Source organism: Solibacillus sp. FSL W8-0474, assembly GCF_038004065.1.
Lineage (GTDB): Bacteria > Bacillota > Bacilli > Bacillales_A > Planococcaceae > Solibacillus > Solibacillus faecavium.
The window spans coordinates 3,048,092-3,071,451 of the sequence record NZ_JBBOQJ010000001.1; the positions used below are offsets into that span (position 1 = coordinate 3,048,092).

The 23,360-nt window shown below is 36.8% G+C and carries 24 protein-coding genes; 5 read left to right on the forward strand and 19 right to left on the reverse strand.

All coding sequences use genetic code 11. The features are described 5' to 3' along the window. Positions 1-16: 16 nt before the first annotated feature. The 11 genes from NYE67_RS15510 to NYE67_RS15560 all read right to left on the reverse strand — a co-directional run bounded on the left by NYE67_RS15510 (position 17) and on the right by NYE67_RS15560 (position 10,506). Positions 17-1,027, reverse strand: a complete 1,011-nt coding sequence (locus NYE67_RS15510) for a hypothetical protein (RefSeq protein WP_340730410.1) — start codon at positions 1,025-1,027, stop codon at positions 17-19. Between the two features lie 142 nt (positions 1,028-1,169). After that, positions 1,170-2,222 carry an NAD(P)/FAD-dependent oxidoreductase gene (locus NYE67_RS15515; RefSeq protein WP_340730411.1) on the reverse strand — a complete coding sequence of 351 codons (1,053 nt, stop codon included), beginning with the start codon at positions 2,220-2,222 and terminating at the stop codon, positions 1,170-1,172. An 87-nt stretch (positions 2,223-2,309) separates the two neighbouring features. Then, the gene (locus tag NYE67_RS15520) at positions 2,310-3,125 is read right to left on the reverse strand and encodes an ABC transporter ATP-binding protein (RefSeq protein WP_340730412.1); all 816 of its coding nucleotides are present in this window, start codon (positions 3,123-3,125) and stop codon (positions 2,310-2,312) included. Continuing rightward, positions 3,125-4,156: a FecCD family ABC transporter permease gene (locus NYE67_RS15525; RefSeq protein ID WP_340730413.1), complete on the reverse strand. Its 1,032-nt coding sequence runs from the start codon at positions 4,154-4,156 to the stop codon at positions 3,125-3,127. The genes NYE67_RS15520 and NYE67_RS15525 overlap by 1 nt, the downstream gene beginning before the upstream one ends. Further along, a complete protein-coding gene (locus NYE67_RS15530; RefSeq protein ID WP_340730414.1) occupies positions 4,153-5,187 on the reverse strand; it encodes a FecCD family ABC transporter permease in 1,035 nt (344 codons plus the stop codon). The genes NYE67_RS15525 and NYE67_RS15530 overlap by 4 nt, the downstream gene beginning before the upstream one ends. Position 5,188: 1 nt before the next feature. Beyond that, on the reverse strand, positions 5,189-6,256 hold the full coding sequence (locus NYE67_RS15535) for an iron-siderophore ABC transporter substrate-binding protein (RefSeq protein ID WP_340730415.1): 1,068 nt from the start codon (positions 6,254-6,256) through the stop codon (positions 5,189-5,191). Positions 6,257-6,428: 172 nt separating this feature from the next. After that, the gene (locus NYE67_RS15540; RefSeq protein ID WP_340730416.1) at positions 6,429-7,379 is read right to left on the reverse strand and encodes a LysR family transcriptional regulator; all 951 of its coding nucleotides are present in this window, start codon (positions 7,377-7,379) and stop codon (positions 6,429-6,431) included. Between the two features lie 115 nt (positions 7,380-7,494). Continuing rightward, positions 7,495-8,055, reverse strand: a complete 561-nt coding sequence (locus NYE67_RS15545) for a hypothetical protein (RefSeq protein WP_340730417.1) — start codon at positions 8,053-8,055, stop codon at positions 7,495-7,497. 63 nt (positions 8,056-8,118) lie between these two features. Then, entirely contained in the window at positions 8,119-8,601 is a 483-nt protein-coding gene (locus NYE67_RS15550) for a hypothetical protein (protein ID WP_340730418.1), read from the reverse strand. Beyond that, positions 8,598-9,119, reverse strand: a complete 522-nt coding sequence (locus tag NYE67_RS15555) for a hypothetical protein (RefSeq protein ID WP_340730419.1) — start codon at positions 9,117-9,119, stop codon at positions 8,598-8,600. Before NYE67_RS15555 ends, NYE67_RS15550 begins: the two co-directional genes overlap by 4 nt. Positions 9,120-9,234: 115 nt before the next feature. Further along, positions 9,235-10,506: an MFS transporter gene (locus NYE67_RS15560; RefSeq protein ID WP_340730420.1), complete on the reverse strand. Its 1,272-nt coding sequence runs from the start codon at positions 10,504-10,506 to the stop codon at positions 9,235-9,237. Between the two features lie 415 nt (positions 10,507-10,921). On the opposite strand from NYE67_RS15560, the gene NYE67_RS15565 reads away from it, so the two are divergent. Next, positions 10,922-11,455, forward strand: coding sequence for a hypothetical protein (locus NYE67_RS15565; protein WP_191699779.1), 534 nt, complete (start codon positions 10,922-10,924; stop codon positions 11,453-11,455). A 65-nt stretch (positions 11,456-11,520) separates the two neighbouring features. Here NYE67_RS15565 and NYE67_RS15570 read toward each other — a convergent pair whose 3' ends face one another. The 7 genes from NYE67_RS15570 to NYE67_RS15600 all read right to left on the reverse strand — a co-directional run bounded on the left by NYE67_RS15570 (position 11,521) and on the right by NYE67_RS15600 (position 18,135). Next, positions 11,521-11,871, reverse strand: coding sequence for a hypothetical protein (locus NYE67_RS15570; protein WP_340730421.1), 351 nt, complete (start codon positions 11,869-11,871; stop codon positions 11,521-11,523). Between the two features lie 71 nt (positions 11,872-11,942). Next, positions 11,943-13,157: a chromate transporter gene (locus NYE67_RS15575; protein WP_340730422.1), complete on the reverse strand. Its 1,215-nt coding sequence runs from the start codon at positions 13,155-13,157 to the stop codon at positions 11,943-11,945. A gap of 195 nt (positions 13,158-13,352) precedes the next feature. Then, positions 13,353-14,513: a hypothetical protein gene (locus NYE67_RS15580; protein ID WP_340730423.1), complete on the reverse strand. Its 1,161-nt coding sequence runs from the start codon at positions 14,511-14,513 to the stop codon at positions 13,353-13,355. A 14-nt stretch (positions 14,514-14,527) separates the two neighbouring features. Next, positions 14,528-15,352: a hypothetical protein gene (locus tag NYE67_RS15585; RefSeq protein WP_340730424.1), complete on the reverse strand. Its 825-nt coding sequence runs from the start codon at positions 15,350-15,352 to the stop codon at positions 14,528-14,530. Further along, positions 15,349-16,038, reverse strand: coding sequence for an ABC transporter ATP-binding protein (locus NYE67_RS15590; protein WP_340730425.1), 690 nt, complete (start codon positions 16,036-16,038; stop codon positions 15,349-15,351). The genes NYE67_RS15585 and NYE67_RS15590 overlap by 4 nt, the downstream gene beginning before the upstream one ends. After that, positions 16,031-16,408 (reverse strand): GntR family transcriptional regulator, encoded by a 378-nt coding sequence (locus NYE67_RS15595; RefSeq protein ID WP_340730426.1) that lies wholly within the window; start codon positions 16,406-16,408, stop codon positions 16,031-16,033. The genes NYE67_RS15590 and NYE67_RS15595 overlap by 8 nt, the downstream gene beginning before the upstream one ends. Positions 16,409-16,929: 521 nt before the next feature. Beyond that, positions 16,930-18,135 (reverse strand): transglutaminase domain-containing protein, encoded by a 1,206-nt coding sequence (locus NYE67_RS15600; RefSeq protein WP_340730427.1) that lies wholly within the window; start codon positions 18,133-18,135, stop codon positions 16,930-16,932. A gap of 408 nt (positions 18,136-18,543) precedes the next feature. On the opposite strand from NYE67_RS15600, the gene NYE67_RS15605 reads away from it, so the two are divergent. Further along, entirely contained in the window at positions 18,544-18,834 is a 291-nt protein-coding gene (locus tag NYE67_RS15605) for a DUF4282 domain-containing protein (protein ID WP_340730428.1), read from the forward strand. Between the two features lie 225 nt (positions 18,835-19,059). Here the strand turns inward: NYE67_RS15605 and NYE67_RS15610 are convergent, their stop codons facing one another. Further along, a complete protein-coding gene (locus NYE67_RS15610) occupies positions 19,060-19,233 on the reverse strand; it encodes a Fe3+ hydroxamate ABC transporter substrate-binding protein (protein ID WP_191703771.1) in 174 nt (57 codons plus the stop codon). 199 nt (positions 19,234-19,432) lie between these two features. On the opposite strand from NYE67_RS15610, the gene NYE67_RS15615 reads away from it, so the two are divergent. The 3 genes from NYE67_RS15615 to NYE67_RS15625 all read left to right on the forward strand — a co-directional run bounded on the left by NYE67_RS15615 (position 19,433) and on the right by NYE67_RS15625 (position 23,335). Next, positions 19,433-21,541, forward strand: a complete 2,109-nt coding sequence (locus tag NYE67_RS15615) for a DUF2339 domain-containing protein (RefSeq protein WP_340730429.1) — start codon at positions 19,433-19,435, stop codon at positions 21,539-21,541. Positions 21,542-21,602: 61 nt separating this feature from the next. After that, positions 21,603-22,058 (forward strand): helix-turn-helix transcriptional regulator, encoded by a 456-nt coding sequence (locus tag NYE67_RS15620; protein WP_340730430.1) that lies wholly within the window; start codon positions 21,603-21,605, stop codon positions 22,056-22,058. Between the two features lie 104 nt (positions 22,059-22,162). Then, complete coding sequence (locus NYE67_RS15625) at positions 22,163-23,335, forward strand: endonuclease Q family protein (RefSeq protein ID WP_340730431.1); 1,173 nt, start codon at positions 22,163-22,165, stop codon at positions 23,333-23,335. Positions 23,336-23,360 lie beyond the last annotated feature (25 nt).

Here is a 23,360-nt window from a genome sequence, read left to right on the forward strand (position 1 = left end):
ACGTAATTTTTTTACACTACTTCATCGCGGATTCAATTTCCATACGTAAGATTGACGGGTCATCTGCATAGATCCCAATATATTTCGCCTTTTTTTCAAAACCGCCGATTCCATGTATTATTTGCAATTCCTTTGTCTCAATGACAAATGCAGGTTGTTCATCTATATTTCCTAATACTTTAAAATGAAATATATTTTCATCTTGAACAGCTGCATGAAGTTGCACAATATTCGTCAGGTTAATTTTTGCTCGTTTCATTAATCCATTGGAAATATATAGTTTACCATCTTCAATTTGTACTGGATTTAGCGCTAATGCACGAAAATCAGCCAGTAAAAATAAAAGACCATAAATTGAGAGAATTGTATGTCCCCAAGCTAAAAATGGTACTCGATCATGAAAAAACCAGTGAAATGCGACTGCTTCAAATAAAGCCGCATGAAAAATCATAATTAAAAAAGCGATGTACATCGTATTTTTATATAGTGTAAATCCACTTGGCTTTTTTTTCTTCCAGCTACAAAACGCGTAATAAAACACAAGTATCTCCGAGCAAAGTATTTTTATAAGTAAGTTGTCTTTTACTTTCTCCGCTACAATTCGAGGAAATGCAAAAATAAGCTGCTCCCGCTCTAATTTGACTGCACGGATAATGCTCGGTAAGTATTTTATAAAAATAAAAAGAATAGTCAGCTCCAAAATAATCAATGCTACTTCAACTGCAATTGCTGACCACATAATATAACGAAAAGGCTCTATAAATGCTGTTGGAATAACAAGTCTTGCAAATATAATACCCATTGCAACAAAGGCTATAAAATTTTTAATAGACCATTTTCCTTTTTGCAATAGAAGAAGGGCTGGTGCAATGATCGCACAATCTATTAGAGAACCTAAAACCATCCCATTTATCTGTTCAATTGGAAGGGTATCAATGAATGAAAGCTGATATACGATTAAATTTCCTGTTAAAATAACAAGGGCAATGAGAAGCCACTTGTAATTATAGATTCTTTGTAAAACCATAGTTAGCACCCCTTTTTAATTTCCTAATATTACTAAATTTCTCTCACCTTCATTATAGGGGATTTGTTGCATTTTTTCAGTAATAAAAAAACGCAAAAGCTATTAGTAACTTTTACGTCAAATCTCTTTATTTTATTGCAGATTAACCCTTTACCAAAATTCCCTTCATTACTTCGCGATTACGTTTTTCGAACATTTCATTATGGGAGGAAACCTTTGCATATTGATCTGCAGTCGGTTCTAAACTGACTTTTATCGAATTAATCGCATTGACCGCATCCTGGAAAGCACCTGTTATTAAATACACTTTATTCTCATATTTAGAAATATCACCGACCGCATAAATTCCGTCAACGGATGTTAGTCCTTTACCATCTGTCACATAATAATAATCATAGTCAATATCCTTTTCTGGAGCCAAGCTAGTATCAAATGTAAAAGAATGGTCACGATCATAGCCGTGATTTACAAGGACGTCATCTACTACTATTTTAGAGAGCTCATTTGTTTTAACATTTTCCAAAACAACTTCTTCGATTTTCGTCTTGGCGTCATTTGCTACGAGTGTTTTAATTTGTGTGTTCGTAATAATCGGGACACCATTTTCCTGCAAATAACGAATTTGCGCTTCATGAGCTGACAACTTATCTCCTCGGTAAATGACCATCATCTGCTTTGCAATACCGATTAAATCCTTTGCCCAGTCTATTGCGGAATTGCCACCTCCTGAAATTAGGAGCGACTTATCTTTAAAGCTTTGAATGCCTCGAATCGTATAATGTAAATTCGACACCTCATATTTTTCTGCACCTTCAATATGCAATTTAATTGGACTGATGATGCCGCCACCAACTGCCACTATTACTTTCTTTGTATAATGCTTTTCCCCTGTATTCGTTTCAATAACAAATAGATTGTCCTTTTTTGTTATGAATTCGACTTTCGTATTAAGGCATACAGTTGGCTTGAACGTTAGTCCTTGTTCAATTAAGTTTTCAATTACTTTTTGAGCAGGTGTCGCAGGTAAGCCGCCAATATCCCAAATAATCTTTTCCGGATATACGTGCAGCTTTCCACCTAACGTCGGTTGAAATTCGATAATCTTCGTTTTTAATTCCCTTAACCCTGCATAGAACGCACTATATAATCCACTTGGACCTCCACCGATAATCGTTACATCATAAATATCGTTCATTCGAAACACTCCATTCTTTTCGTTTCTAAAAAAAGTTAGCTTAATTCATTTCGCCTTGGCTTAGTTGCTTCCGGATTCTGTAAAAAGTTAAACGAGCATTTCGGATTTCGTATGATGTCTCCCTATTGGTACAACGGATGGGGAATCCGAAACTGGATCTTGTGTCACGATACAATTCAAGTCGAAAATACGTTTTATTAATTCACTTGTAATAACTTTAGAAGGGGCTCCTTCAGAAATGAGCTTACCTTCATGCAATGCAAATATATGGTCTGCGTATCGTGCTGATAAGTTAATATCATGCAGGACCATTACAATCGTAGTGCCGCGCTTACGATTCAAATCTGTCAGCAAATCCAAAATTTCTACTTGATACGTAATATCTAAATACGTTGTCGGTTCATCTAAAAATAAAATATCAGTTTGCTGTGCAAGTGCCATGGCGATCCATACACGCTGTCTTTGCCCACCAGAAAGCTCATCAATATGACTATCGGCAAATTCGGTAATGTTCATTATTTCCATCGCTTCCGCCACTGCTTCGTAGTCTGCAGTTGACCAGCCCTTTAAGAAACTATGATGTGGAAATCGCCCTCGTCCTACTAAATCCGCTACCGTAATTCCTTCAGGTACGATCGGTGACTGTGGCAACAAACCTAAAACACGTGCAAGCTGCTTCGGAGGGATTTTGTTTATCGATTGCTCATCCAGCATAACTTGACCGTAAATCGGCTTTATTAATCGCGCCATCGTTTTTAAAAGTGTTGATTTCCCACAACCATTCGCACCGATAATTATGCTGACTTTGTTGCTTGGAATAGCTAGACTTATACCGTGTAAAATCGTTTTGTTGTCATAGCCGGCAACAAGATTATGCGTTTGGAATGAATGCATTGTTTTCATCATAAATCTCCCTTTCGATTAATACGGATTAATAAATAAATTAAGTACGGTGCACCGAGAATCCCTGTTATGACTCCAACCGGATAACGTGTTTCAAAAGCAAACTGACCAATAAGATCTGCTGCCAATACTAAAATGACCCCAATTAAACCTGCCGGAATGAGTGCTGAAAACCCAACACCTACAATTTTCTTTGCAATCGGACCTGCTAAAAAGGAAACAAATGCAATCGGACCAGTAGCAGCAGTCGCTAATGCAATCATGAGAACGGATGTAATAATAAGAATAAGTCTCGTTTTGTTCGTATTGATCCCTAAAGAAGTAGCTGCCTGTTCACCTAACTCAAGCATTTCCAAGCGCTTCGCAAAATACATTAAGATCGGTGTACAAATACATACTATTAAAATTAATGGATATAAATTAATCAATTTGGCACCATTTAAACTCCCGCTCAGCCATCTCATAGCTGCCGGAATATCATGTGTATTTCCGATTAACATTAAATAATTGATAAAGGCCGTAAGCATCGCCTGAATGCCGATACCGATCAGAATAAGTCTACCAATTGAAAAGGAAGAACCCTTTGCCAGCAGATAAATAAAAATAGCTGTTGCAAGCCCTCCTATTACAGCTGCAATAGATACAAACGTGGTGCTTGTACTCAGGACAATGATACAAAAAACAGCTGCAGCACTTGAACCTGTTGTAATCCCAATGACATTTGGGTTTGCCAGCGGGTTACGCAGCATCGTTTGGAAAATATAGCCCCCTACACCAAATGCAAACCCTGCAAATAAGCCTGCCACCATTCGCGGAAAACGAATCGTATTTACCGCAAAAGATGCTCCTTTCACTTGTTCGCCTAATAATACCTTTACGACATCCTGGACTGGATAAATGGTATTGCCTAGCATGAGCATTAAACCGCAAAGTACTAACGATATAATGGCCAGTATGGAAGTCATCATCATAAAGCGACGTTTTCTTTTTATTCTTGATGTTTTAATCATATTCATCGTTTCATTCATCATATTGCACGCATTTTCGCTTTCATCGTAATTAATATTAAAATTGGCGCCCCTATAAAGGCAGTCACAATTCCAACTTCGAGTTCACTCGGACTGCCAAGAAGCCTTCCAACCACATCGGATATTGTTAAAATAATTGCCCCTGACAATGCAGACATCGGAATAATATAACGTAAATCAGGACCAATCACGAGACGTACGATATGTGTAGCTAATAAGCCAATAAATCCAATTGGGCCTGCCAATGCTGTAGCAGCACCACATAATAATACGCCACCTAATGCCGCTACAATCCTTACAGTAACTGTACGTACACCGAGCCCTGTTGCAACGTCATCACCTAATGCCAAAGCATTGAGTGCAGGCGCTGTAAACAGTGCAATAAATATTCCTACCACTATAAATGGAATAAATAGTGTAATTGTATCCCAGTTGCCGGAACCGACACTTCCGACTTGCCAAAATCGAAACTGATCCATAACATTCGTCCGTGGAATCATAATTGCAACAACTAATGAGGACAAAATTGCGCTCGTTGCTGCTCCTGCCAATACAAGCTTTAATGGTGTTGCGCCACCTCTGCCCATTGAACCGATTCCAAATACAAAAATAGCGGTAATAAATGCTCCCGCTATTGCAAGCCAAATATATTGATTTGCTGAGCTAATGTTTAAAAAGGCAATACCACAAACGACAAAAAGGGCTGCCCCTGTATTTACCCCTAAAATACTCGGATCTGCAATCGGATTTCGTGTAACTGATTGCATAAGTGCACCAGAAACACCTAATGCAGCACCACATAATAAACAAAAAATGGTTCTGACAATACGCTGTCTTACTACATTAGCTTCATGTGACTGAACTTCCGAATGGAATAATCCATTCAGAAGATCTGTCCAACTAATCATCCGAGAACCAAATACTAATGACGCGAGTATGCATAGACCGAGTAAAACAATTAAAAGCAATAATACTTTTATAAAATTACGCGGCATCATATATTGTTTCTTTTCTATAACGGATGAACTTTTCATATTACTTTAACTTCTTTGCAACTTCCGAAATTAGTGATACATATTCATCAATTGTGTACTGAATTGATAATGGATTCGGATTTCCTGCTGCAGCAAGTGGAGTGTTGTCAGGAATAATTAACACCGTACCATTTTTAATTGCTGGAACTTTCCCTAAAATCGGATCTGCCTGAAGTGCTTTTAATGTGAAGGCATCGCCATATGCAATCAGAATTTCAGCATCATTTAAAGCATCCGCATTTTCTGCACTTAACTCAATGTAGAAGCTGCTTTCATCCTGAACTTGGGCTTTAATGCTTTCCGGAAATTCCATACCTAACTCTTCCAGTAATTCTCCACGTGGATCAGCTGGTGTATAAATATAGAACTTTGATAAATCTGTCGCGTTAAACATACCGAATGCCGCTTTTTTCCCTTTAATTTCAGGGAACTCGTTTGCTTTATCTTGAATTAATTTTTCTGTGTCCGTGATTAATTGCTTTCCTTCTTCTTCCATACCCATACCTTTTGCGTTGTATAGGATTTGGTCACGCCATGTAATAACCCAAGGAGTTGCCGGGTATGCAACGACTGGAGCAATCTCGCTTAACGTATCGTACTCTTCTTGTGTAAGTCCTGAGTACGCCGCTAAAATAACATCCGGATTTGAATCTGAAATTGCTTCAAAATCCAGGCCATCTGTATCTTGGTAAATGTTCGGGTTCTCTTCACCAAGCTCTTTTAACTTTTCTGCTGTCCATGGAAGCATACCGCTTTCATCTTGAACCCCGTAGTTTGCTGCTGAGAAACCTACTGGTACTACACCTAGAGCAAGTGCCACATCATGGTTTGCCCATGCAACCGTTGCTACACGCTCCGGCTTTTCTTCAATCACTGTTTCGCCTAGTGCATGTTTAATCACAATCGGATACTCAGTTGCGGAATTTTCTGAATTTGTAGTTTGAGAATTTGTTTCTTCTGTTTTATTTTCTTCTGTGTCCGTTTCTTTATCTGCACAACCTGCAACTACTAGTAACCCGATAGCTACAAGTAGCATTGTCAAAAAAGAATTAAACTTTTTTGTAATCATTTCATAACGCCCCTTAATTTTCAATTGATAACAATTATCATTATCGATAAGGAAAATAATACATGTAAATGATAATCATTGTCAACAGAAATTAATACTTAAAGTCTATTTCCTGCTTAATAATTATATATAAATAATAAAAACGATTTCGCTTACAGTAGCAAAATCGTTTTTATTTCCCTGCGGACACGGTATAAAGTTGGTCTTTCGTTTGCTCAGATAATAGAATGTGCAGTTGTTCTAAGTAATCGATTATAATTGGAATATAGTAACGAACAGCCTTATTCATAAATTTATCTTTCCGGTATATAATAGCTGCTTCCCGCTTTAATCCTTCATTAGTAATCGGACGTGCCATTAATTTTTCGTTGTCTTGCATTTGAAAGAGTGACTTTGCAATGATTGTACCGCCCATCCCCCTACTTACAAAATTAAAAATCGTATTAATACTGGAAGTCTCAAAAACAGTATTTAATGAGATATGCTCTTGTTTTATAATGCCATCCAAAATTTTTCGACACAGATGCAAATTTGAGAATAATATTAATGGTACATCCATTAATTGTGAGAGGCTCAGCTCCTCTTCGGCCATTAAAGGATGTTCGCGATCTGCAACGAACAAAAATTCTTCAATGTACAATGGAATTTCGATAAATTGGTCTTCTGCTGAAGGGAGATAGTTTTGAGAAAATGAAAAAGCGAAGTCAATTTGATTGTCCCTTAGCAGTGAATATAAATCGTCCGAACTAAGTACAGATAATTTTATTTGAGGATATTCAAATGAGTATTGAATTAAGCTTTCCGATACAATATTCGTTAGTTCTCCAGGTAACGCCCCAATCTTTAATGTCCCGCGCTCTAGCAATTCCAGTTCATTAATCTGAAGCTTTGCATTATCAATTGAATTAAAAATGAATGCGCTTTGGTTAAATAATATTTCTCCTGCCTCCGTAAGAGATATCTTCTTTCCAATACGGTCAAACAACAAAGCCCCCACTTCATTTTCCAAAACTTTTATTTGATGGCTTAACGTTGGCTGTGAAATATGAAGCTTCTCTGCCGCCCTCGTAAAATGAAGTTCTTTACAAAGCATCATAAAATATTCTAATTGCCTAAACTCCATCTCGACCCCTCATTTTCAGTTTATTTCGTCTATTAATATTGTACTTGTTTTTAAGGGGGTTTTAAACTTTCTTTTAGACAAAATCACAATAAAATGACTATATTTTCTCTGTCTTCTAAAGAATCTCCTCAATCATTTTTGTATACTTTGCTCTAAGTGAATCCAACCAATTATAATCAAATGTTTGAGCGTTTAATTGTTCGATTATCGTAGAGTAGGATACCATTGCTTTTTTATGCTGTGCAGGAGAAAGAACATCATTTTGATGGGCGAAATGATATTCGTCCATATCTAATACCGTATAGGTCCCATCACGTTCTAGAGAAATATCTAAAAATAAATCATGTACACAAAATATATTGGGCTGTATTTCTTCAATATCTACTATATCTACCAGCCACCAATTATATTTTTTCTTAAAGTTAAATGAAAATTGCAATCCTTGTTTTATACAATAAATAATAATAAAATTTTCATTACTTTCTAAAGGTGGTATTTCAATTAATGTGTTTTCATCGTGCTGGATAAATCGATTGGTATAGTCATTTAGACATCGCTCTAATTTAACTTGCAGCGCTTGCTTTTTTAACCACTCTGGATTCTTTTTAATTGTTGCTGTATAGGAAAGTCCGCCATGTTCCCTGCCTATATGGTTCCAAAATATTTTGATTCCCACAAAAACACCTCCCCCTGTATTATCCGGTTCTCGTATGTAAATCATAAAGCAACGCTGAATCAATTACACAAGTTTCACACGAATATATAGTTGCTTACCGATTAGTGCCAAATCTGATTGTGCTATCTCATCAATCTCTAGCGTAGACTCATTCAATAGTTGGTAATCTTCAGCATGCCCTGCCCAAAAGCGGATTAAATCGACGTTTTGATCTGGCGTGATATGCTCTTTTATATATTTTTGCAGAGACTCTAGAAATAAATCATTCCATCTACCTTCAACGGAATAAATAAAAGCTTTATCACTATAATCTTCTAAATCATATGGTGGGTTCAACCATTTAGATATACGTAGCTTCTCCATTGCCTTTTCATCCGGTGTATTTAAAATTTCCACATCATCATCGAATGAATGCCATGGTTGTTCCGGGAACCCTTCGCTTAACGGATACATCTTTTTCATTTCCCGCACTGTCGTTAAGCGAAATCCTCTAAAATCAACCTCATGTAGTTTCTCGTCTGATACTAACGCTGTATGTTGTGTCATCTTTTACTTCCTCTCTTATCTAAAAAGGCCTCACCGACTGGAATAGTTTTGTTTTCCCATTGTCCATCATCATTTTCCCAGCTAACCTCTAACATAAATTCATTAAAAATTGCCTGTAATTGCTCATCTGTAAAATCCTTTACGTAAAAAACTAAGCGGTCTGTATTACGTTCAAAACTTCCATTTCTATAATTGGATGTTCTCCCATCACCATTCATAAATTTGAGCCCGTCCTCATATTTAACTTGCTCCATTAAATTACCGAAACCATTTTTATACTGAACGGTTAGATTATCAAAATTTTTGCCATTCCGTACGTGATAATCAAATACAATCGTTGCATAATTTTGTTTTATTTCTTCTTCTGTAAAATTACTCGTTTTTGCTCTTAACAACTGGAACTCCTCATCATTTACATCCTGTAATTCAAATAGCAATTCATCATCCAATGTCAGCTCTTTTTTGGAGCACCCAACGATGAGCATCACAAACAATAGCGCTAACAATATTTTTTTCATAAGTCACCTCTAACTTTCTATAGTAATCATCGAGCTCAGCAAATTTTGACCGCACTCGATACAAGTGCGGTCAATTTATTAGAACTTTTTTATTTTAGTAAATTCTTTTACACCCTTATTTCTTCCTATAACGTACCCAAATCATAAGCGGAATAAATAATATTGCCATGTACGCACCGATAAAGCTGAGGAATGCATAGCTTGAGTTGGCCACGATTATACCTGAAAGTAGGCCACCTGCAGAGCCGGCAAGTGCAACTGAAACATCTACTGAGCCTTGGATTTTTGCACGATTTTGAACCGTTGTAGCGTCAATAATCATAGCTGTTCCACTAATGAGTCCGAAGTTCCAGCCAAGACCAAGTAAAATGAGTGCAAGTGCTACCGACCACATCCTATCCCCTGGCGAATACGCTGCTATAAAGCCGGCAAACGATAATGTGACACCCGAGGCAACAACCATCCATGACCGCCCCACTTTATCTACCAAAATCCCTGTTAAAAGAGAAGGTAAATACATCGCGGCCACATGCATACTAATCACCAGTCCAATAAGTGACAGTCCACTTCCTGCCCGCTCCATATGAATCGGTGTCATCGTCATAATTGCAACCATCACAACATGCGACATCACAAGGACAATCGCACCGACTCCAACTCCTAAACGATCAACTGTAGATTGTTGATTTGTCCCACCAGTAGATACGTGTTCTTCGTTTTGTCTTTCTGCAATAGCAACTGCCACAAGCAAAGGGTCCGGTTTTAATAAGAAGAAAAAGGTCAAACCAGCCATTAAATAGGCAAAAGCAGCAAGTATAAAAGGTCCGTTCAATGTCGGTAACCCAATTGCTTCTGCTAGATGACCGGTTGGCGTGACTAAATTGGGACCTGCAACTGCGCCAACTGTTGTTGCAACCATTGCCATACTAATAGCTGTAGCACGCTGTGTTGGCTTAGCCAAATCTGTTCCAGCATATCGTGCCTGCAAGTTTGTTGAAGTACCTGCTCCATAAATGAATAATGCTAAAAACAGTAGCAGGATATTTTCCATCGTGGTAGCGGCTATAACACCAAGTGCTCCAACTCCCCCTGTAATAAATCCGAATGACAGCCCATATCTTCGCCCAAAACGCTGTGAAAAACGGCCGACTAAAAATGCGGATAATGCAGAGCCAAGTGTGAATAATGCAGTCGGCAAACCTGTAAAGCTCTCGGAACCAAGCATTTGCCGAGCGATTAACGCCCCGACCGTAATTCCGGCGGCCAGTCCTGCTCCGCCAAACGTTTGCGACAAAATTACGACCCATAACGTTCTTTTATAAAGCTTTTGTTGTTCTTCCTCTGATTGAACATAGCGCTCTATTGAGGGATTTTGTGTTTTTTTCATAGACTATTCCTATTCTTTCATTTTTCTTTAGAATATTACTGTGTTCAGGTAAATAGAAATAAAACAGCGGTATTCCGGAATTCAAGAAACACCACTGTTTATATTATTATTTTTTTATAACAACCTTTTTTCTAATAGACTCTTCTTACTTCTATTTTAGTAATACCTTTAATATTTAGCAACTTTTCCCTATTTAAGTCTACACTATAAACGGCGTTCCTTATCGCCTACACGTAAAATACTCTTTTTTACATTAAAGGTTTTTACTTCTTAAAAATCGGGTAAGGTTTTCGGATAGGTCTGCACTAGATAATTTGATTGAAAATTAATTTTTTCTCTTCGATAGTGCATCATTAATTAGTAGTTGAATAGAAATAAGGTATTGGTTCTACAAAATTTTTAGGGGGTTTTTAGCGTGGTACTTCGTTTAATTAATACAACAGGCAGTGACACATTTCATTGGCAAATATGGAACGAGAAGAAACAGCTACATATAATATCCGGCAAATTAGGGGTTCCTGGCACAAAAGAAACGGTTTCGTTAGGATTTTTTGAAAGCTCTAAAGGAACGATGAAGAAATTGGCAAAAGAAAAGATAAATCAAGGTTATGAATATGTAAAAGAAGAGTCCTATACAAAAATGGTTGTTCAATACCGTTATGAGGATGAGTCACAATTTGAAGCAGCAGAGAAAAAAACTTTATGGGTAGAAGACTTACTGGACGAAGTTTTATATTTGACTGGAAATGGAAAGCTTTATGGCTCAGAAGTTGGAGATGGTGCTGGGACTACTTTTTGTCTTGTTATAGATTTGGATCTGGCATTAAATACTGTATTGGAAGAATTATCGAAAAACCAAGTAATTGAAGGGGCGGAAATCGCCTATGAAAACAAAGAAGGCAATTATATTGGTATATATCCAGAAGGTATAAAGTTTGAACTTGTATAATTAAGCCTATGTAACTTGGGGCATTCATACCTCAAATATGAATGCCCCCGTGTACATATTCTTTTCTATTTCTCTTCTTGAATTGCTTCGATCAATGTCGCGAATAGCTTTGCATCATCTGCATCTTCATCCGTTACTTCATTTAAAATTTCCGAATCATCTGCATCAATAACAAACAGACTTATGCCATCTTTTAAAAATTCTTCTGCTTCTACTTCACCTTCGTAATACTTATAAGTAGCAATAACGATATTCGAGCCCTCTTCTTCATCAAAGAAGAAATAAAGCTTTTCCGTATTGCCATATACTTCCTCTAAAACTGTTTCAAGCTCGGCAGTACCTTTGCTCCACTTCACTTCATTATTTACGGTCGCAGCTATTAGCGATTCCAATAGTTCATCTACTGTATTTGTCATATAATCCTCCAACTCCGCTATGTTCGCGGTTAGTATGTCTACTGTAACATATTTTATTTATAAAAGATTATTTATAACATTGTCATAAGCATACCACCTATTATCCCTGTCACAACAACGACCATAGGAGATAACTTCCAGAATGCAAGCATACTGAATAAAATGGCTGCAAAAGCAAAGTCTGTTGGTGTAAAAATAGTGCTTGTCCATATAGGTGTATAAAATGCTGAAATTAATATACCTACAACCGCTGCATTTACTCCCATAAGGGCACCTTTTACTTTTGAATTACGTCGTAAGCTATCCCAAAAAGGCAATGTTCCAAATACTAATAAAAAGGCCGGTAAAAATATGGCCACAGTTGCCAGTAACCCACCTAACCAACCATTCATCACGGCACCTATGTATGCTGCAAATGTAAATAATGGACCTGGTACAGCCTGTGTAGCCCCATAACCTGCTAGAAATGCCTCTTCACTCAACAAGCCAGTCGGTACAAATTCTCTTTCAAGTAACGGTAAAACGACGTGACCTCCTCCAAACACGAGTGCACCTGAACGATAAAAGCTGTCGAATAGGGCTATCCATTGAATGGAAGTCAGTTCTCTTAAAATAGGAAGGAGGAAAAGTAAGCCGAAAAATAATACTAAACAGCCTATTGCAAAGCGCCTGCTTAATGGAAAGGGCGACATTCCTTCCACGTCAGCTTTCTCTCTTTTGTATAGTAGAAATCCAATGAACGCACCTAAAAGTATTACTCCTACTTGCGAATAGGCGGTTTGCCATATTAATGTGACTATTACAGCAAAGAGGGCTATCGTTTTTCTTTGTCTATCCGGTGTTAAATTTTGTGCCATTCCTAATATTGCGTGTGCTACCACTGCCACTGCTACGATCTTCAATCCATAAATCCAACCTGCCTGACTCACATCCAAACCTTGAACGACTAATGCAAATATAATAAGTGCTACTACAGATGGTAATGTAAAACCTATAAATGATACAATGCCTCCTCTTGCTCCAGCACGTACCACACCAATCCCTATCCCTACCTGACTACTAGCAGGGCCAGGTAAAAATTGACACAATGCCACTAAGTCTGCATAACTTTTGTCGTCCATCCACTTTCTTTTCCGGACATACTCTTCATGAAAGTAGCCTAAATGCGCAATTGGCCCTCCAAATGAGGTAAAGCCCAATTTAGTCGATACGAAAAAAATCTCTATTAACGTTTTAAATAACCCTTTTTTATTCGGATCTAGTGACTCCATTTTATCTCCTTCCATTACCCTTTGAATATCATAATCGTAGCAAACATCCCTCTTTTCAAGTAATAAATTTACGAAACTTTACAAAACTTAAATAAAAAGAAAAACCCACTATTCTCTTTACAGATAAATAGTGGGTATTCCATGCGAGCTCAATATTTATAGGTTGGTAGCCAAATATTAAGAGTTACATTTCTTATATTCGTTTGTAAGTTATTCCGTTCGTTCCAAAAATCGATTGGCCCAAATATTATATTTTTGTTTGGCATCATTCTTTGAAAGAATACCTTCATATAAAGTAGTACCCTTTTCAATATCGAAAATTTGGAGTACGAAATCTTTTTCCATTTCGTTTAATACGTAGAATTTACCGTTGTAGCCATACGTATTATTCATTTCCTTATTCACGAATTTTTCAGGGTGTGGAACTGTTATCGGTTCAAGCCATCTTTGTTGTCCGATATTATAACGGTAAATCCAAGTGTCAGTATCCGTCATACGAGCTACAACGAAATAGTTATTATCTACCGTACCACTTTGCATATCGATTTCTAAACCGTCCGGTAATTCGAGTGGCGTTATTTCATTTGTTTCCATATTTACTACTTTAAACTGACGTGAAATGATATTACGTACTTCATGCTCAGCATTATATAATGTCGTTGAATAGATAAGATATTTTTCATAACCTAGATTATGATACTGATTATAAATTTCAAGATTAGTATACATCGCTTCATCATTTGTAACAGTCTCAATGGAAGTCTCGCTTACTAACTGTTGTTTATCTAAATCAATGATAACAATGTAAAATTCTTCATCACCATTGTTAAGGTAATGTCTGACTAACAACTTCACCTCATTATTTACAACAGTTATATTATGAACCGTAAGCCAGTTAACTTTCTTATTTAATTTGGATTGTATGTCAAATGTAATCCGATCGTTTTTTACTTTATCCAATAAATCGAATCGGTAGCTGTAGGAGTCGCCTTCATTTAATTTCCAGGTTTCATTTGGCTCTTCTACGTAAACAAGCTTCGTTTCATCCTCAAAGTAATTAGTGGCACTAAATCCTTTTCCACGCATAAAGTTTTTATTCTGCTCGATTAAATCGCGGAATAAAAGTGGTGCTTCTTGATATTTGAAATCGTCTACTAATGTTGTTTTATCTTTTCCAATAATAACCGAATTATATGTCATTCCCTCATCTATATTTCCTTCTATTAATAGTGAGTCTACATATTTGTCGTCCCCAGAAATTTTATCAAATGTAATATGATAATTTTTAGCATTGGCGACTTGGATATAATGGATACTTACCGTGACTACAATAACTCCGACAATTAAAAGAAGCTGCCAGTATTTTTTCATCTGCTTCCCCTCCCCTACACATTAATCTTTCGTTTTAATAAATAGTCTGCTAAATAAAGAGCCACCCCAAGTGTTAAAATACTCGTTACAGCAGTCATTCCAATAATTTCGTTCAAGTATAAATAACCTGTAATATCCTGGATAATTACTGGGATTGCCATAACAATGATTGAAATGACCAGATAAATGACTCCTAGGAAAATACCTTTCAAATGGTAGCTTCGTTCAAATAAAATCGCTGTAAACACGACAGCTACTACTGTTGCTCCAAGTCCATAAAGAAGGGCAAACAGTAAAGGAGTCTTTGGATATAAGAACGATAATATATCGAATGAATAAATATAAGCTTTACTTGAATCAGCACGCAGCTGATCTGGTATAATGCCATGAATAATCAGTTGCACCACTTCTAATAAAGCAATTTGTATTCCTACTAAACAAAGTACGAACAGCAAAATCGTAGTCAGCTTGGCAAAATAAATGTTTCTTCGTGCAGTTGGCAGCATTAATAATCGATAAATAAATGACGACTTTCCAAGCCAATCACGATACCAAATGAAAAATACGTATATGATTAAAATTGATGCTGCGAACATAATTGAAAGTATAAAATACCCCGAAAATAAAAATTCTTGGAGATTATACGCCCCATACTCATGTACGTATTGACTTTCACCTAGTAGCTTCTGCGCCATCGTTGTTTCTACTCTGCTCATATAACTAAACGATGTCAGAAATGCCCCTATAACTTGAGCAACAATTACCATAACTATGAGTGTTAGAAAGAGTTTACTAAATCGCTTTATCTCAAAATTGACGAGCTTTAAATATTCGTTCATCCTACATACACCTCCCGCATCACATCTACTACGGATTTACCTTCTATTTCACGGATCTCTTCTACATTCATTTCTCTTAGTACTCTACCATCGCCGATAAGCACAGCTTTATCTATTAAGTGCTCAATATCATTGATTTCATGTGTCGTAATAATAACACCGCGATTTTCAATTAAGTGACTAGTAAAGACATTCGCAATTTGCTCACGTGAGAAGATATCGATACCGGAAAAAGGCTCATCCATTAATATGTAGTCCACATCTAATGCTAAGCCAAGCAGTAGATTGACCTTTGCCGCATTCCCCTTTGATAAGCCTGAAAGTTTATCTTGAAGGTCTAGTTTGAAAAAAGTAAGTAGTTCTGTTGCACGCTGTTCATTCCATGTTTTATAAAAGTCCGCCATAAACTCAAAGCTTTCTGCAATCGTATAGTTCGGCAGCATTGTAAGTCGATCCGGAATGTACGTAATATTTTCGTACGCATCCTTATTAATCTTTTTACCATCGATTAATATTTCACCGCGGTCTATTGGTGTAAGCGCCATAATCGATTTCATGATTGTTGTTTTCCCCGCACCATTTATACCGATTAAACACGTAATTTCCCCTTTTTCAGCTGTGAAGCTCATATCCTTCAATACTTGCTTTTTCTTGTATTTTTTGTAGACATTTTTTACTTCAATCACGCTGTTCACTCTCCTCATACTTTTTCTGCACGAGCTCCATAATTTCCGGAAGTGGTGCATTAATTGATTTAATAGAGCTTATAAAGACTTGCACTGCTTCGCTAATTAATTCTTCACGTACACTTTTTAAAACGGCTTCATCCTTTGTAATACAACTTGGCATATTTCCCTCTGTATAAATCAATTTTTGCTCCTCCATTTCCTTATAGGCACGTTGCACCGTATTTGGATTAATCTTGAGCTGATTGGCCAGCTCTCGCCGTGATGGAATCACATGTCCAGGCGCAAAGAAACCTTTTGCAATTTGTTCCTTAAAATGGCGAATCACTTGCACATAGACAGGATCACGATTATTAAATTTTAAATCCATTGTTGTCAGCTCCCTTCGTGTATTAATGACCTAGTACACTATATCTAAAAAATGCGTTCTCACCTGTACTAACCCTTTAATACAGTATGCACAAAAAAATGTATTAAGCACTTCATACACTCCTTAATGTGTATTATGCGGTTAATACATTTCATTTGTCAATATTATTTTAATTTTTTTGGAATTAAAGAGGTTTATCACCATAACATGGGGGTGCTTTTTATTGATTGGTGGGCTATTGCAAGACAACGCTAAAACCACATGATACGTGTTTTTATCACTGTCTTTTCTGCCATTTGTAAGGCCCACCAATCCCTAAATTTTGCCCTCGTTATAAAGTGAAGTAAAAAACACCCAATCAAGCCGCTTGCGCTATCGCGAGACGGCGGAGAGTGAAATTGCTATGTTTTACCCCTTCATTTTTTTGCAGAAATCCACTTTATACCAAAGCAGAGTGACGCGCAGCAAAGGGTAAGCCACCATTATACTTCCCCACTTATGGTAATGAGCCATTAAAGATATTAAAGATAGTTTTCTACTGCCGTTTTAGGGTAGTCTGCTTCAATCCATTGATGATCTTTTTTGATTTTTTCATCAGTAATTAAGAAATAGTTATAATGAACTTTATCCCCTTGATCAGGCACCGGGTCATTCCATGTAACATCCAAGTGGTACCACTGTCCATCCACTTTTACTAGATTCCAGGCATGAGGACCGCCTGCATCACCGATAACGTACTTCGCTTCAATACCAAGTTCTTCAAACATTAATAATGCAGCTAGTGCGTATCCTTCACATACGCCTTCCCCATTGACTAAAACAGAGTACGGAGTATGCGCATTGGCTTTACTGTTTAGATTATATTTTGTATGCACGACTAAGTAGTCATTTACAAACTTCACTTTTTCCGCTTCTGATGCATCGTCAGGAATAGTTTGAACAATTTGCTCGATCATACCTAATACAATCGCATTTTCTTCAGCTGTTAAATCATAATTTATAGTAGCCTGCCATTCAATTTGATTGCCAAAGGACCTTGCACGTGTTGAAAAATCTCCCATTACTGCCCATAAATAAGGCTCGTTTACCTGTAGCCACTTATACACTTCATCAACCGTGTTCTCAAAATCCGATGCATCCCCTTCATAATGCAGGGTAAACTGATTTTCGAATTTGGACATATGATGTGCAATCGCTTGCCCTAACTCTTCCACACTCGTAATCGCTTGAGGATAATCTTTTACATCATATACAGGAATGACCTCATCATTTGCCAATGGCTGAAAGTTAAAGCTCTGCAGTTTATTTTCGGCATTAAATAAACTGGAAACGATTGAATCAATTTTGTCTTCCAAATCGACATTCAATTTTAATTGGACGTCTTTATTAATCGTTGGCAATGTTAACGAGGATGCTTTCACCTCATCTACGACCATCACACCAAAAAAGGCTGTTGCCATTAGGAAAATGAATGTGAGCATTCCTTTAGAAAATGTTAAGAAACTCGCGAATAGCTTTGTCAGAGGATTTCTAACCATTCGATTCAGTTCGCTCGTTGCCCTTTGCTCGAACTTCCTTCTATTTTTTGGAGTAAATAAACGACTCGGTCTATGCGTAACAATGTTATAAACGCGTTTATAAACTTCGGACAGCTGCTGCTTATCACCTTTAGCCAGCCGAATCTCTGTCTTATTTTGAAGGAGACCTTTTTTTATTTTACTGCGCAAGTACAGTTGTGAAGTAAATGAACGGAACGTCTTTATAAAAATTGTTAAGAGAACAAGAAATATGCATGAAAAAATAATTAAATTACTCATAAAACCCCCTATGAAATCTATACTCATTTTAATACTACCAAATAACTTTTTTGATTAATAATTATATGTTCTAAATTATTTTTAATAGTACATAACTAATATTTCCTTTTTACAGCCCCTAATATACAGTTCGCTACTAATATATATTTTTTGGTCACTAGGTGTTCCGTTGGGGTTAATGATTGCAACCCATTTTCTTTCAAAATTCGATAATATGTGTGTAATCCCTTTGCATAGGATATACAATTAGCAACAATTTCCTGAATTTTTGTTAATGGCTGGTGAGTGGTGTCGAAGGAATGTAAATTTACCGCCAGAATGTTAGGCAAACTTTTTTTAGAAAGGATTGGAAAATTGAACGATTTTTTAAATTTCAACCGTATGATTGCAGGAGATATTATTAAGTATGTTTTTTGGGCGTTGGCTGGATTAACAATTATCGGCGGTTTACTATCTGCATTATTTTCCCTTTTCAGCGGAGATATTATTGCGTTTTTAATGTGCCTTGTATTCACTGTATTGGGGCCAGTTATAATTCGGATTTACTGTGAGTTAATGATTGTATTATTTAAGATTCACGAAAACATAGTTGAGATAAAAAATAAGTAACTTTTACGTGGATAAGGAAAAGACCTTTATTAAAAAACGAATACTATAAAATTGATTGAAATGGAGGGCGACTCCAGCGGGAGAAGCACGACGCCTGAGACTACAGGCTCAGGCCGTGCCCGCGGAAAGCGTCCCGTAATGGAAATCAATTTTTTAACCAGCAGAAAATGTTATTTCCTTCAAGGAGAATGATAGCATTTTATGGGTTTGTCCTAGTCCCTAATATCAATTCGATTTCTGTTGAAAGCAGTCTTCACACATGAAACTTCCTTCGTTGTTTAAATAAGCTTTTATTTCTGTCATCCCTTTTCGCTTTGGGTAGCGCATTTTAATATAAACAACCTCATCACCTTTAATTTCTTTACCGCATATAGTACACTTAGGCTTTTCTCCAAACACCGTATATCCCTCCCTTTAAATTTGTTCATCTACTTTGTTACGAATAAGGTACATAAAAGTTTCTATAAAATTGTACTACGTTCTTAATTTCTAATTCATACAAAAGGTTGAATCTTTCAGAAACGATTTACATACGCTGAATAAAAGTGTAATATTACACTAATTGAGTATTTCTAATTTATTAAGAGAGGTGAGATGTTTGGAAAAAGAATCTGAAATGTTAGAACGGATTGGTGCACTTGAACAGGAGTTACGTACATTAAAAGCTGAGGTCCAGCATTTAAAAGAGCATGCGAAGTTCGAGAAAGTCGTACCTGCACAAAATAATGTGACAACATCCGTTCCTGCTGTAAAGGCCCAACCAAAAGATACACTTGTCATTAAGCAACCTGTACCACCTAAAGAAACAACGCCTAACGAGACAAAGCCTAAAAAGGAACAACGCTCTCTCGAGGAAACATTTACCCGTGCACTGCCTAGAATTTTCATGGTTATTTTAGTGCTCGGAGTCCTTTGGGGCTTAAAGCTAGTTAGTGATTATGGCTTTTTATCAGACAGTGTAAAAATAATTGCTGGCTTTATGCTATCTGTCGGTCTTGCTGTATGTGCATATTGGATGGAGAAAAAGCAAAAAGGATCACGGGTTGTAGCCTTATCTCTATACGGTGGTGCATTCATCGTCGGGATTTTAGTTACGGCTGCAGGAGCAATCATATATGATGTACTAAGTCTTTATGTTGCACTCGTCCTTGCACTTATTTACATTAGTTACGGCGTATTCATTAGTTATTTAAAAGGCAATGAAGCATTAACGGCGCTCGTTGTATTTACATCGCTGCTGCTTCCTTATTTACTTGAATATATGGAATTTAGTGCGCAAATCATTGGTATATTCATAGTATTGCTGTTTGCTACTGTACAGATTGTTATTTGGAAACATAAACAACGTAAAGCCCTTTACATCGGTATGGCTTTTTCAATATTGGCATTGGCAATAGTATCGACATTCCATAATGAACAGATTTTGTTCTTTGCACTTGCAATTCTTACGTTATACTGTGTCTTTTTAGTAAGTTATTTACGTTTGTATTCGAGCAAAAGCAAACGCAATGCGAGTATGCTCTTTACCTTTACCATTATTGTCCTATCACTAATTAATGGATTGCTAATTAATAAAGATATGGAGCTTTTAATTGTACTAATTTTAATGCTGGGAGCTTTAACTGGTTCATTATACATTGCATTTAAACGTGCAGATAAACTGTTAATTGATATGTTTGGTACACTATCTCTCCTAACGATTTTAAACATTATTGCGCAACTGAATATTTCACAGGAAGTTACGTTCCTTTTATTCGTACTTGTTTCATTTGCAGGATTAATACTCGCTGTGAAGCATGACATTATCTTTATGAAATGGGTTAAGGGTATTACGTTTTCTATACTCGCTATTTATGTTTTTACTTTTTATTCTGTTCAGCCGTTTTTCTCGATGGAGCATGTAACAATGGTGCTCGTCATCGCTATGCTAGCAGGTTTATATGCAATGCTGCTTCAATCTAACCGTGAGCCAGTAGAAAATAAAGAATGGATTATAGGTTTGCGCGATCTATTCCCACCGCTACTCTATGCTGCGGGGCTATTATACATTTGGAAATTAGACTGGGCGTATATGCCGATGCAATTCACTAATTTTTTATGGTTTAGCGTAGTTGCGCTTGGCTTTGCAGGAATTGTTGTAGTGAAACGTACTTTTATCGGAAGATTACTTCCATTCCTTGCCGGTGGAATTTACGGATTTGTGTGGCTCATATTACTAGTGAATACATGGGTTGATGAACGAGCTATTCTAGTCGCGATACTTGTTCGTATTTTATATATTGCTGTTTTATGGGCAATTGTAGCAGATTTATGGAAGCGCGGCATCATTTATAAAAACTATGAAGTTTTTATAGCCCGCTATACAGAACAATTGACGATTGCTAGTATGATCATTTCAATTATATGGCTGTTTAATATGACGCATTTCTTGAACTATCATGATCTCATCAATTGGAACTCAGCTGTTATTTTAAATACGGTTTCAATTTTCGTTATCGCCAGCTTGTCGCTCTTTTTAGCAGCAAAACGAAGTTACCGAAACTTGAAGCTTGTAGGAATTGGCTTGTTGTTTTTCGGAATTATTAAAATGATTTTCTTTGATTTATCTGAGCTTGACATCTTAATTCGCTCCATTTCATTCATTGCCATTGGAGCAATCGGGCTCTTTATTTCAAATAAACTGTTAGGAAAAGATAAAGAAGGATAAGATTAATGGAGGTGGCCTTAGCGATTTTGTTAAGGCTGCTTTTCTTACATGAGGTGATAAAATGGATAGACAATTTATTATGCAAATTACTTCGGAAAGTTTAAAACTTATCCGAACAGAAAATAATTTTACACAAGATAAGATGGCTGAAATTTTAGGGATTTCCAAAAAGACGCTCGTTCAAATTGAAAAAGACCGTATGCTTGCGAATTGGACAACTACGATTGCTATTTGTGCCCTGTTTCGCCACAGCTCTACACTACAAAATAAAATCGGCGGTGACCCGATGGAAGTAATCGAGCTTACGGCACATGATGTTATTATTACTCCGAAAGAAAAAACGATGGGTGGCTACATTTGGTGGAAAAATATTGATGAATTTAAAAATCATCGTCTTCAGCAAAATTATTTGAGCGCTCATTATCGAATTTTAGATGATGAAAACTATCGTGTATTAAGTACGTTTGATGAGAACGCTGCAATGGAAAAATGGAATGAAATGAAAAAAATCCTTTAAAGTATTTTTCCCGAAAGCCAAGGTCGACTATTTTCCCTTCCCTACTATAAATCCTCTCATTACGGGTATTCTTATAATAACTATGAATAAAGGAAGTGGACAAGATGTGGAAGGAAATTTATGCAGATTTGCATATACATATTGGACGGACACAAAACGGACGTGCAGTAAAAATAACGGGTAGTAATAATTTAACTCTTACCAATATATTAGAAACCGCTACATCAAGAAAGGGTTTGGATTTGATTGGTATTATCGATTGCCAATCACCTGAAGTTCTTGATGAAATAGAGCAGCTCGTTCGTGAGCAAAAGGCCATTGAGCTACCGGAAGGCGGTGTACGTTTTAAAAAAACGACGCTTATTCTAGGATCAGAAATCGAAATTTATGATGCAAATTGCCACGGACCAATCCATGTGCTTTGCTATATGCCTTCTATTATAAAGATGAAACAGTTTTCAGACTGGATGCGCCCTCTTCAGAAAAATATTCATTTAAGCTCTCAGCGTATGTATTGTGATGGTCGTGTTCTACAGCAAAAAGTGCATGAACTTGGTGGTTTATTTATTCCTGCTCACGTATTTACTCCATTTAAAAGCCTATTTGGAAAAGGTGTGAAGAAAAGCTTAACTGAAGTGTTCGACCCTGACTTAATTGATGCAATTGAATTAGGTTTAAGTTCGGATACGACAATGGTAAACGGAATTAATGAATTAGCCCGCTATAGTTTTGTGACAAATTCAGATGCGCATTCTCTCGGGAAACTGGCGCGTGAATATCAGAAAATGAAAGTGATGGATGCCAATTTTGAAGAACTGAAAAAAGTGCTCCATCAACAAGATGGCAGAATGATTACTGCAAATTATGGTTTAAATCCCCTGCTTGGTAAATATTACGAAACCGTATGTGTCAATTGCGGGGAACAAATTTTAAATGACGACTATTTGCGCTGTCCTCAATGTGGGAAAGAACAGCTTATTAAAGGTGTCGCCAAAAGAATCAGGGAATTATCTGACGCTGAGTATGAAGAAATACAACGACCACCTTACATTCACCAAATTCCACTCGACTTCATTCCGGGCATCGGTCCTAAAACGATCGAAAAGCTTTTAAATGCATTTGGAACAGAGATGAATATACTCCATAACACGACATTTGAAGAAATAAAAAAAATAATTCCAGAAAATCTCGCAAAAAGGTTTATGATTGCAAAAAGTGGGGAAATGAAGATAGTTGGTGGTGGTGGAGGTCAATATGGTAAGCTCGACTCACTTTAAATAGGTAAATAGTATATAAAAAACA